9 protein-coding genes are annotated in these 11837 nt (G+C 67.5%); 1 reads left to right on the top strand and 8 read right to left on the bottom strand.

Features of this window, described 5'->3' with window-relative positions; genetic code table 11:
* Position 1 precedes the first annotated feature (1 nt).
* The 8 genes from AAHM41_RS02070 to AAHM41_RS02035 all read right to left on the bottom strand — a co-directional run bounded on the left by AAHM41_RS02070 (position 2) and on the right by AAHM41_RS02035 (position 9754).
* The gene (locus AAHM41_RS02070) at positions 2 to 1135 is read right to left on the bottom strand and encodes an aminomethyltransferase family protein (protein WP_342234839.1); all 1134 of its coding nucleotides are present in this window, start codon (positions 1133 to 1135) and stop codon (positions 2 to 4) included.
* A 105-nt stretch (positions 1136 to 1240) separates the two neighbouring features.
* Positions 1241 to 2140 (bottom strand): bifunctional methylenetetrahydrofolate dehydrogenase/methenyltetrahydrofolate cyclohydrolase FolD, encoded by a 900-nt coding sequence (folD, locus tag AAHM41_RS02065; RefSeq protein WP_342234838.1) that lies wholly within the window; start codon positions 2138 to 2140, stop codon positions 1241 to 1243.
* Between the two features lie 13 nt (positions 2141 to 2153).
* The gene (gene glnT, locus AAHM41_RS02060; protein ID WP_342234837.1) at positions 2154 to 3461 is read right to left on the bottom strand and encodes a type III glutamate--ammonia ligase; all 1308 of its coding nucleotides are present in this window, start codon (positions 3459 to 3461) and stop codon (positions 2154 to 2156) included.
* Between the two features lie 76 nt (positions 3462 to 3537).
* Positions 3538 to 4866: an FMN-binding glutamate synthase family protein gene (locus tag AAHM41_RS02055; protein WP_342234836.1), complete on the bottom strand. Its 1329-nt coding sequence runs from the start codon at positions 4864 to 4866 to the stop codon at positions 3538 to 3540.
* Between the two features lie 12 nt (positions 4867 to 4878).
* Positions 4879 to 5565 (bottom strand): GXGXG domain-containing protein, encoded by a 687-nt coding sequence (locus AAHM41_RS02050; RefSeq protein ID WP_342234835.1) that lies wholly within the window; start codon positions 5563 to 5565, stop codon positions 4879 to 4881.
* Between the two features lie 47 nt (positions 5566 to 5612).
* On the bottom strand, positions 5613 to 6509 hold the full coding sequence (locus tag AAHM41_RS02045) for a class II glutamine amidotransferase (RefSeq protein WP_342234834.1): 897 nt from the start codon (positions 6507 to 6509) through the stop codon (positions 5613 to 5615).
* 91 nt (positions 6510 to 6600) lie between these two features.
* Positions 6601 to 7281, bottom strand: a complete 681-nt coding sequence (locus AAHM41_RS02040; RefSeq protein WP_342234833.1) for a helix-turn-helix domain-containing protein — start codon at positions 7279 to 7281, stop codon at positions 6601 to 6603.
* A gap of 103 nt (positions 7282 to 7384) precedes the next feature.
* Positions 7385 to 9754 carry a DUF1989 domain-containing protein gene (locus AAHM41_RS02035; protein ID WP_342234832.1) on the bottom strand — a complete coding sequence of 790 codons (2370 nt, stop codon included), beginning with the start codon at positions 9752 to 9754 and terminating at the stop codon, positions 7385 to 7387.
* Positions 9755 to 9993: 239 nt separating this feature from the next.
* Between AAHM41_RS02035 and AAHM41_RS02030 the strand changes: the two genes are divergently transcribed.
* The gene (locus tag AAHM41_RS02030) at positions 9994 to 11778 is read left to right on the top strand and encodes an APC family permease (protein WP_342234831.1); all 1785 of its coding nucleotides are present in this window, start codon (positions 9994 to 9996) and stop codon (positions 11776 to 11778) included.
* The last annotated feature ends 59 nt before the right edge of the window (positions 11779 to 11837 follow it).

The following is an 11837-nucleotide window of genomic DNA, read 5'->3' as shown; positions in this document are numbered from 1 at the left end:
CCTAGCCCACCGCCGTCCGCTTCTTCTTCTCCGGGTCGTCGAAGGGCAGCGTGTGGGCGATGGCGGCGGCCTCCATCGCCTTGCCGCGCACCTCGAGCTTCAGGCCGTGCACGGCCTTGTCGACGTCGAGGCGGGCGATGGCCATGGATTTCCGGGTCAGCGACGAATAGCAGGGACAGGTGATGACACCGACCTTCCTTCCGTCGGCCCAGACCTCGTCGCCGGCATCGGCCGGGCGATCGGCGTCGATCAGCAGGCCGAAGATGCGGAAGCGCTCGCGGCCCTTGAGGCGGGCATGCTCCTCCGCGCCGCGGAAGCCGGTCTTGCCGGGGCTGACGGTGAAGTCGAGGCCGAGCTCCCACAGCGAATCCCCCGGCCCCTCATCGGCGAAGGGGTATATCTGCGAATTGTCGTAGGGGTAGAACAGCAGGTAGCTCTCGACCCGCAGCATGTCGAGGACGCTGAAGCAGCAGGGGATGATGCCCATCCCCTTGCCTTCCTCGAGGATCGTGTCCCAGACCAGCGGGGCGTCCTGGCCGCGGACGAAGATCTCGTAGCCGCGTTCGCCGGTGTAACCGGTGCGCGAGATCATCACCGGCGCGCCGAACAGCGTCGTCTGCATGTGGTGGAAATATTTGAGATCGCGGATGCCGGGGACGTGGCGGGCGAGATAGTCGACCGCCAGCGGACCCTGCAGCGACAGGTCGTGGATATCGTCGTCGAACAGCACGGCGCAGTTGCGGCCGGCGGCCTGCTTGACCACCTCCTCATGGCCGGAGCCCGAGCCATGCACCAGCATCCAGGAGTTGGGGCCGGTGCGGTAGGTGATGCAATCCTCGGTGAAGTGGCCGCGGTCGTTGAGCATGCAGCCATAGACCGACCGGCCGGGAGTGATCTTGGCCATGTTGCGGGTGGTGACATAGTCCAGCACGGCGATGGCGTGCGGCCCGACCAGATGGACCTTCTTCAGGCCCGACACGTCCATGAGGCCGGCCTTGGTGCGGACCGCCACATGCTCCTCCGACATGTCCTTGTCGTAGGTCCAGGCGGTGCCCATGCCGCTCCAGTCCTCGAGCTTCGACCCCAGAGCGCGATGACGATCCGCGAGAGCCGAAAAGCGCCACGATAGAGCCATGTCCGGTCCCCTGTTTTCACTCTATAGAATATTTGTTTCCTGACTATAAGCGCGCGTTTCGCGCCCTGACAAGCTGATCTTGCGCCTGTGGCCGGCGATCCCGGCTCAGAATTCCGGCGGCGCCCAGCCGGCCGAACGATGCGCCGCGATCACCGTGTTGGCCATCAGCATGGCGATCGTCATCGGCCCGACGCCGCCGGGCACGGGAGTGACCGCGCCGGCGACCGAAGCGGCCTCGGCAAAGGCGACATCGCCGACGAGGCGGGTCTTGCCCTCGCCCTTCTCCGGCGCCGGAACCCGGTTGATGCCGACATCGATCACCGTCGCGCCGGGCTTGATCCACTCGGCCCGGACCATCTCCGGCCGGCCGACGGCGGCGACCAGGATGTCGGCGCCGCGGCAGACCTCCGGGAGGTCTTTGGTGCGAGAATGGGCGACGGTGACCGTGGCATTGGCGGCGAGGAGCAGCTGCGCCATCGGCTTGCCGAACAGGTTGGAGCGGCCGATCACGACGGCGCCGAGGCCCGACAGGTCCTCGCCACGCACGCGCCGGACCAGGATCATGGCGCCGGCCGGCGTGCAGGAGACGAGACCGGTGGCGAGATCGCCGGTCGCCAGCTTGCCGGCATTGACGACGTGCAGGCCGTCGACGTCCTTCTCCGGCCGGATCGACTGGATGATCGGCTCCGCCTCCAGCGGCTTCGGCAGCGGCAGCTGGACCAGGACGCCGTGGATCGACGGGTCGGCGTTCAGCGCGGCGACGAGGGCCGCGAGCTCCGCCTGCGTCGTCGCCGCCGGCAGCGTGTGCTGCACCGATCGGAAGCCGCACTCCGTCGCCGTCCGGCTCTTGGCCCTGACATAGGCGTGGCTGGCCGGATCGTCGCCGACGATGACGACGGCGAGCCCGGGCTTGATGCCGCTGCCCGCCTCCAGCGCCGCCGCCGCCGACCTCACGCTGTCGAGGATGACGGCGGCGGCCTGCCGGCCGTCGATGACCTCGGCCATGTCGCCCTCCGGCTCAGATGTCGAGGGTGGTGTCCTGTTCCCACTGGGTGAAGTGGGACGCGTAGGCATTCCACTCCTGGTGCTTGAGCTTGAGATAGGCGGCGGAGAATTCCGGGCCGACCGCCTGCTTCAGGCCCTCGTCGGCGTCATAGGCCCGCAGCGCGTCGAGCAGGTTCAGCGGCAGGCGCGGCGCGTCCTTCACCAGATGGCCTTCGCTGTACATGTCTATGTCGTGATGCGGGCCGGGATCGGCGCGGTGGCGCAGCCCTTCGAGGCCGGCGGCGATGATCACGGCCTGCAGCAGATAGGGGTTGGCGGCCCCGTCCGGCAGGCGCAGCTCGAACCGGCCAGGTCCGGGCACACGGACCATATGCGTGCGGTTGTTGCCGGTCCAGGTCACCGAGTTCGGCGACCAGGTCGCGCCCGAGATCGTGCGCGGGGCGTTGATGCGCTTGTAGGAATTGACCGTCGGATTGGTGATCGCGGCCAGCGAGGAGGCGTGCTTCATGATGCCGCCGAGGAAGTGTCGCCCCTCGGCCGACAGCCCGAATTCGGCCGCCTTGTCGGCGAAGACGTTGGTCCGGCCGCTGTTGTCCCAGACCGAGATGTGGCAATGGCAGCCATTGCCGGTCAGCCCTTTGAACGGCTTCGGCATGAAGGTGGCGCGCAGCCCGTGCTTTTCGGCGATGGACTTGACCATGAACTTGAAGAAGGAGTGCTTGTCCGCCGTCTGCAGTGCGTCGTCGTACTCCCAGTTCATCTCGAACTGGCCGTTGGCATCCTCATGGTCGTTCTGATAGGCGCCCCAGCCGAGTTCCAGCATGTGGTCGCAGATCTCGGTGATGATGTCGTAGCGGCGCATCACCGCCTGCTGGTCGTAGCAGGGCTTCGCCGCCGTATCGCGGTCGTCCGAGATCCGGCTGCCATCGGGCGTGATCAGGAAGAACTCGGCCTCGACTCCGGTCTTCACCCGCTTGCCCTCGGCCTCTGCCTCCTGGACCAGCCGCTTCAGCACGTTGCGGGGGGCCTGGGCGACCAACGCGCCGTCCATCCTGCAGTCGGCCGCCACCCAGGCGACCTCCTTCTTCCAGGGCAGCTGGATGACCGAGGACGGGTCCGGCACGGCGAACAGGTCGGGATGGGCCGGCGACATGTCCAGCCAGGTGGCAAAGCCGGCAAAGGCCGCACCCTCCTCCTGCATCGCGGCGATCGCCTGCGCCGGCACCAGCTTGGCGCGCTGGCCGGAGAACAGGTCGGTGTAGCTGATCATGAAATATTTGATGCCCCTGTCTTTGGCAAAGGCAGCAAGGTCCAGCGTCATCCTCGGTCCCCTTTTGGCTTCCCTGTGAGACATCTTGGTTTTTCAGGCTTGGCCGGGCCGGTTCGCCCGGCTGCTTTCAGTAGCCCCCCTTGCCGGGAATCCAGTCGGTGCCCGCGAGCGGCACCTGCGCCATGGCGGCGGCAGGGACCGTCAGGGCGCAGAGATCTTCGGGTTCCAGGTTGTGCACATGGTTCTTGCCGCAGGCGCGGGCGATGGTCTGGGCTTCCAGCGCCATGACCTTGAGGTAGTTGGCGAGGCGGCGGCCGGCCACGGCCGGGTCGACCCGCTTCATCAGCTCCGGATCCTGCGTGGTGATGCCGGCCGGGTCCCGCCCCTCATGCCAATCGTCGTAGGCGGCGGCGGTGGTGCCGAGCGCCTGGTAATCCGCCGCCCAGCGCGGATCGTTCTCGCCGATCGCGATCAGCGCCGCGGTGCCGATCGACACGGCATCGGCGCCGAGCGCCAGGGCCTTGGCGACATCGGCGCCGTTGCGGATGCCGCCCGAGATGATGAGCTGGACCTTCCGGTGCATGCCGAGATCCTGCAGCGCCCGCACGGCCGGGCGGATGCAGGCCAGCGTCGGCATGCCGACATGCTCGATGAAGACCTCCTGCGTCGCCGCCGTGCCGCCCTGCATGCCGTCGACCACGACGACATCGGCGCCGGCCTTGACCGCCAGCGCGGTGTCGTAATAGGGCCGCGCACCGCCGACCTTCACATAGATCGGCTTTTCCCAGTCGGTCAGCTCACGCAGCTCGAGGATCTTGATCTCGAGGTCGTCCGGCCCGGTCCAGTCGGGATGACGGCTGGCCGAGCGCTGGTCGATGCCCTTCGGCAAAGTGCGCATCTCCGCCACACGGTCGGAGATCTTCTGGCCCAGCAGCATGCCGCCGCCGCCAGGCTTCGCCCCCTGGCCGACGACGATCTCGATGGCGTCGGCGCGGCGCAGGTCGCGCGGGTTCATGCCGTAGCGGGACGGCAGGTACTGGTAGACCAGGCGCTCCGAATGGCCGCGCTCCTCCTCGGTCATGCCGCCGTCGCCAGTCGTGGTCGACGTCCCGGCCATCGTCGCGCCGCGGCCGAGCGCTTCCTTGGCCGGGCCGGACAGCGACCCGAAGCTCATGCCGGCGATGGTGATCGGGATCTTGAGCTCGATCGGCTTCCTGGCGTGGCGCGCGCCGAGCACGACATCGGTGCCGCATTTCTCGCGATAGCCTTCGAGCGGGTAGCGCGAGATCGAGGCGCCGAGGAACAGCAGGTCGTCGAAATGCGGCAGCTTGCGCTTGGCGCCGCCGCCGCGGATGTCATAGATGCCGGTGGCGGCGGCGCGCCGGATCTCCGACATCGTGTATTCGTCGAAGGTGGCTGAGATCCGGGGTTCGGTGGGCGGGTTGTGATAGCTCATGACGGACCCCGATCAATAAGCGTCGGCATTGTCGACGTGGAAATTGTAGAGCTTGCGCGACGACCCATAGCGGCTGAACTCCTGCGGCCGGGCGTCGGTGACGCCGGCCTTGTCCAGCAGCTCGGCCAGCAGCGCGAAATGCTCCGGCCGCATCTCCTTCTCGACGCAGTCGGCGCCGAGGCTCTTGACCTTGCCGCGCACGAAGATCCGCGCCTCGTAGAGGGAATCGCCCAGGGCCTCGCCCGCATCCCCCAGCACCACCAGGTTGCCGGCCTGCCCCATGAAGGCGGACATGTGGCCGATGCTGCCGTGCACGACGATGTCGATGCCCTTCATCGAGATGCCGCAGCGCGACGAGGCGTTGCCCTCGATCACCAGCAGCCCACCGCAGCCGGTCGCCCCGGCATACTGGCTGGCGTCGCCTTTGACCACGACCGTGCCGGACATCATGTTCTCGGCGACGCCCGGGCCGGCGGAGCCATGAATGGTGATCGTCGCCTCGTCATTCATGCTGCCGCAGTAGTAGCCGACGCTGCCCATGACATCGATGGTCACCGGCGCGTGGACGCCGACGGCGACGGCATGGTGGCCGCGCGGGTTGAGGACGCTGAACTGCCGGTCGTTGTCGCCCGGGGCGATGGCGTGCAGGGCCTGGTTGAGGTCGCGAAGGGGGGTCGCGGCGAGGTCGTAGGTTGGCATCGTGTCGCCCTGAGATGAAACGAAGGGGTGGAGGCCGCGCGGCGCCGCTAGCGCTCCCAGAAATAGACGGTCGCCGGCTCCGGCTCCCAGACCCGGGCGGCATCGATGCCGGGCAGGCTGACCAGGGCCCGGTATTCGGACCCGAAGGCGACGTACCGGTCGGTCTCGGCCATGATCGCGGGCTTGCAGGCGATGGCGTCGCGGACCACCCCGAAGCCGGATTTGGTGCCGACGACGAAGGTGAAGAAGCCGTCGAGGTCGTCGACCGCGCCTTCCAGCGCCTGGCCGAGATTCTTGCCCTTGGCCATCTCCGCGGTCAGGTAGGCGGCGGCGACCTCGGTGTCGTTCTCGGTCTCGAACGCCATGCCACCGTGCTTCAGGGTGCGGCGGAGATTGTTGTGGTTCGACAGCGAACCGTTGTGCACCAGGCACTGGTCGGGCCCGGTCGAGAACGGATGGGCGCCGAGGGTGGTGACGGCGGATTCCGTGGCCATCCGGGTGTGGCCGATGCCGTGCGTGCCGGACATCCCGGCGACGCCAAAGCGGGACAGCACGTCCCGGGGCAGGCCGACCTCCTTGTAGATCTCGATCGCGTCGCCGCTGCTCATCACCCGGACATCCGGGCGCAGCCGCGCGACGGCCGCCCTGCCCTCCTCCACCTTGTCCTGCGGCAGCAGGATGACGGCATGCGTGCTCTTCACCTGCATCGACACCGGGGCGTCGAGCGCGCCCTGCAGCTCGCCCGCCAGGCCGGCGAAGTCGCGCTTCGGATCGGCGGACTGGACGGTCAGCTTGGCGTGGCGGTGATCGGTGTCGCCATAGATCGCGATCCCGGCGCTGTCCGGCCCGCGGTCCGTCAGCGTCACCAGCATGGACGAAAGCATCGCCCCGAGCTGTGGCTCGAGCCCCCGATCCTTCAGGAAGAGACCCACAATCCCGCACATGGCCGGACCCTCCGCTTGCGTTCGGACGACGAGCGGCAGGTCGCTCTCGGCCGCCTCAATTATGAAGAATAATTTTTTCTCTTAAGGCAAGTCAACCCTTCCCCGGCCGTTGCGGGTAGCTGATGATCGAGAGGTAGCGGGCCGGCAGCTTCACCAGCACCTCCGGCCCATGCGGCGCATCGGCATCGAAGAACAGGCTGTCGCCGGGCTGCATCGGAAACAGCTGGTCGCCATGGCGGTAGACCACCTCTCCCTCCAGCATGTAGAGGAACTCCAGCCCCTCATGCTGGAAGGTCGGGAACACGTCCGAATCCGCCGTCAGCGTGATCAGATAGGGTTCGACGACCACGCCGCTGGCGCCGCCGTTGATATAGCCGAGCAGGTTGTACTGGTGGCCGGCGCGCGTGCCCCGCCGCTCGAGCTCGACCCCCTGCCCGGATTTGACGAACACCGCGTTGTGCGGCTCCTCATAGCCGCGGAAGAACGCCGTCAGCGGCACGCCCAGCGCCCGCGACAGCGACTGCAGCGTGGTCAGCGACGGCGAGATGTTGCCGTTCTCGATCTTCGACAGCATGCCGAGCGAGATGCCGGTGGCAGCGGCGAGATCGGTCACCGTGATCCCGAGCTTCTTGCGATAGGCCCGGACCTCATGGCCGATCGCCATCTCGAGATTGTTGTCCTTCGGCTCGCGCACGGCATGCGGATCCTGGGTGAAAACCGCCTTGCCGCGCCCCGGTTTCTGCCGCGCCGAATCCTTGGTCTTGCCTGTCATCGATGGGTCCTGGCGAAGTGTCGCATCCGGCGGCAACGCTATCGCCATGGTGAAATTCCCTCAACTCTGGAGAAAGTCGCGCACCGTCACGGCCCCCGCAGCGCTACGCCCGCGGCCGGGTCTTCTGCGGATCGTAATGCGACAGCGGCACGATCACGGCCGGCAGGCGCTTCTGATGGCCGTCGAGCTTGCCGATCTCGACCGCGGTGCCAACCGCGGCGTGGGTCACGTCGATCCGCGCCAGGGCGATGGTCTTGCCCAGGATCGGCGACCGGGTCGCGCTGGTCACCACGCCGATCTGGGCTCGACCGATATGGATGCAGTCGCCATGGCCGACCGCGTCATTGGCCTGCACGTCGAGGCCGACCAGGCGATGGCGCGGATGCTCCTTGCGCTCGATCAGCGCGGTGCGGCCGATGAAATCATCGGTCTTGGACTTCAGCGGCACGGTGAAGCCGATGCCCGCCTCGAACGGGTCGGTCTGGTCGGTGAACTCATGGTTGGCGAAGACCAGCCCGGCCTCGATCCGCAGCATGTCGAGCGCCTCCAGCCCCATCGGCGTGAGGCCGTAAGGCTGCCCGGCCCGCCAAACGGCATCGAACACCGCCCCGGCGTCCTTCGGATGGCAGAAGATCTCGTAGCCCAGCTCGCCAGTATAGCCGGTGCGCGACACCACCACCGGGGCACCTTCGAAGCCGCCGGTGCGGCCGACGCTGAACCGGAACCATTCGAGCTCGGCGATCCTCGGCTGGCGCGGCGCGGTCCAGACGATGTCCTTCAGGATGTCGCGGCTGGCCGGTCCCTGCAGGGCGATGTTGTGCAGCTGGTCGGTCGAGGAGCGGACCCAGGCCTTGAAGCCCTTCGCCTCGGCCTGCTGCCGCAGCCAGAGGCCGCTGAAATCATCGCCGCCGATCCAGCGGAAATTCCGGTCGCCGAGCCGGAACAGCGTGCCGTCGTCGATCATGCCGCCGTGCTCGTAGCACATCGCGGAATAGACCACCTGGCCGGTCGACAGCTTGCGCACGTCGCGGGTCAGGCAATATTGCAGCAGGTCTTCCGCGTCGGGGCCTGTGACCTCGAACTTCCGCAGCGGCGACAGGTCGATCACCGCGGCCTTTTCGCGGCAGGCCCAGTATTCCGCCACCGGCCCCTCGCCGGCGAAGCGGTTCGGCAGCCAGTAGCCGCGATACTCGCCATAGTCTCGCGTCAGGGCGGACAGGCGGGGATGGAAGGCGGTCTCGCGCGTCAGTTCGGGGTCGGCGTCGGGCGTCATGCGAATGGCCACCGCTCGTGTGAAGGTCTCTCGGCCGGAAAAGGTCCGGACATGGATGTCGGTCGGGTCCCAGCCATTCGCCGCATCGATGTCGTCCGGGCAGGAAGAGGAGACGCAGACCAGATCCGTCAGCGCCCGCATCAGCACATAATCGCCCGGGCGCGACCATGGCTCGTCGAGATAGAGCTGATTGTTGTGGTCGATATTGGTGTTGTAGAAGTAGTTCAGTGCCTCCCAGCCCTTGCGCGCCGCAATTCCGTAGGACGCCAGGGCGGCGTTGAAGTTGTCGGTGCAGTTCACGTGCCCGGGATAGCCCATGTCGTCGTAGTAACGGGAATTGCAGGCGGTGGCGAAGGCGTCGTGGCGGCCGACCGTGTCCTGGACGATCTCGACCAGCGGCTCGAAATCCCGGTCGAAGGCCTTCGACGGCAGGCCCGGCACCGGATAGCTGCGGCCGAGCAGCGTGCGGGTGACGGTTGAATCCAGCGCCAGGTCGAGGCCCTTGTCGACCTTGCGGGCCGAGAAGGCCTGGAAGTCGGTGCATTGCCGGCCGAAAACGTCGATCACCTGGATGAACTCGCCGGCCCGGACGAGATAGGCGGAGGCCGTCCCGGCCCGGATCCGAATGTCCTCGATCGGGTCGGCCATCGGTTCCGGCAAGGCCGCGGCATAGTCGCGGACCGGGCGGACGCGCCGGACCCTGATCTCGATCGGCGTCGCCGTGTCCTGGTCCTGCGGCAGCATGGCGACGGCCGGTGCCGCCGCGATCAGCAGGCCGGTTCCGGCGATGGTGAACTCCGCCTGCTCGCCCGGCCGGGAGCCCGGCCCGAAGATGCGGGCGGCGCCGGCCGCCGCGAGATCGGCACCGCGCCGCGCCAGGGCGGCGCGGGTGCGCAGCGCCCCCTCTCCGGCGGCGGCGAGGCTGGCCTTCAGGCCGTCGGCGGCGCCGGTGAAGGGGATGCCGAGACCGGCGGCGAGAAACTGCCCGCTTTCATCCAGGAACGACAGCTCGCAGGCCTGGCCGCCTTCGGTGTCGGTCACCGTCACCTGGTCGCCGGGCTCGACCCGGACGACCAGCGAGCCGCCGCCCCAGACGCGATAGCGCTCGGTTCCCGGCGGCAGCGCCCGGATGCCCGGGGCCAGGACCAGGCTGGGAGAGGCTGGGCGCACGCCGGCCGTCATCGGACCGAGATCTCGCATGGGACCCTCGCGGGAGATGGCGCGGTCGAGCACCCAGCGAAGGTTGCAAAATGCGGGTTCAAAGTAAAGTCATATTGACCAAGGAGAAAAGTTCTTCACTATGTATAAAGGCCTTGGAGGGAGGGTCCGCGGGCAAGCGCGGATCACCAAGACGACGGCGCAGGCGGGGCGCGCCGAGGGAGGCACGTTCAGGAAGACGCGGAAAGAAGCGTCCTGAACAAAGACAGGGAGCATCACCAATGGCAGATGTGTTGGACGGTGCGATCTCGACCAGCACCGAAGGCAAGCTGATCCGCGCCCTGGACTGGAAGGGTGCGTTCTGGGTGGCCGCAGGCGTGCCGCCGCTCGTTCTGTTCTCCATCGGCGGCATCGCAGGCACGACCGGCAAGCTGGCCTTCGTGGTCTGGATCATCTCGATGGTGATGGGCTTCCTGCAGTCCTTCACCTATGCGGAAGTCGCCGGCATGTTCGGCAACAAGTCCGGCGGCGCCTCGGTCTATGGCGCGACCGCCTGGCTGCGCTATTCGAAGTTCATCGCGCCGCTGTCGGTGTGGTGCAACTGGTTCGCCTGGTCGCCGGTGCTGTCGCTCGGCTGCGCCATCGCCGCCGGCTACATCCTCAACGCCTTCTTCCCGATCCCGGGCGCCGACTCGCAGCCGGTGCTCGACTGGATCGCCGCCCATGCCGCCTCGGTCACGGCCGACAGCCCGCGCGTCGCCGAATGGCTGGCGGCGCATGCCGGCGCGACGCCCGACGACGCCGTCAAGGCCCTGCTCGGTGCCGACGGCGTCGCCGCCCTGACGCCGACGATCCGCACCTGGTCGCTGGCCAGCTTCGGCATCCCCTATCTCGCCACCGCCAACATCAACGCGACCTTCTTCATCGGCGCGATCCTGATGCTGATCATCTTCGCGATCCAGCATCGCGGCATCGCCCAGACCGCCAGCGTCCAGAAATGGCTCGCCATCATCGTGCTGGTGCCGCTGCTGCTGATCGGCCTCTACCCGATCTTCAGCGGCCAGATCCAGACGGCGAACATCACCGGCCTGGTGCCGCCGACCGCGGCCTATTCCGGCCTGGACGGCACCTGGAGCAATGGCGGCTGGACGCTGTTCCTCGGCGGCCTCTACATCGCCGCCTGGTCGACCTACGGCTTCGAGACGGCGGTCTGCTATACCCGCGAGCTCAGGAACCCGAAGACCGACACGTTCAAGGCGATCTTCTATTCGGGCCTGGCCTGCTGCCTGTTCTTCTTCCTCATCCCCTTCACCTTCCAGGGCGTGCTCGGCCATTCCGGCATGCTGGCGCCGGGGATCGTCGACGGCACCGGCGTCGCCGAGGTCCTGGGCGGGCTGATCGGTGCCGGCGCCATCATCACCCAGATCCTGGTCGCGCTGATGATCCTGGCCCTGTTCCTGGCGATCATGACCGCCATGGCCGGGTCGTCGCGCACGCTGTACCAGGGGTCCAAGGACGGCTGGCTGCCGAAATATCTCGAGCATGTGAACGAGAAGGGCGCCCCCACCCGAGCGATGTGGACGGACTTCACCTTCAACCTCGTCCTGCTGGCGATCGCATCCGATGTCGGCGGCTACTTCTTCGTCCTGGCCGTGTCGAATGTCGGCTACATCGTCTTCAACTTCCTGAACCTGAACTCCGGCTGGATCCACCGGATCGATTCCGGACACATCGCGCGGCCCTGGAAGGCCCCGACCTGGCTGATCGGGCTGAACACGGTGCTGGCCTTCGTCAACGCGCTGTTCCTCGGCGCCGGCGCGAAGGTCTGGGGCTATGAGAACGCGCTGTGGGTCGGCTTCGCCTTCGCCGCCCTGATCCTGCCGGTGTTCGCCTTCCGCCACTATGTACGCGATGGCGGCAAATTCCCGGCCGGCGCGATGGAGGACCTCGGCCTGATCGGCCAGGATCTCGGGGCCAAAAAGGCCGGGATGCTGCCCTATCTGACCCTCGCCGGGGGGCTGGCGATCGTGCTCATCGCCAACTGGGCGTTCCAGCTGCCGGCCTGACGGCGGCAGCTTCGGCAACAGGCCGGCCGACCTCGATAGGACGGCCGGCCCGCTGCGTT

It is taken from the genome of Inquilinus sp. OTU3971, from assembly GCF_038440215.1.
The sequence above is the reverse complement of the archived record's forward strand: the minus strand, read 5'-3'. Positions and strand labels throughout refer to the sequence as shown.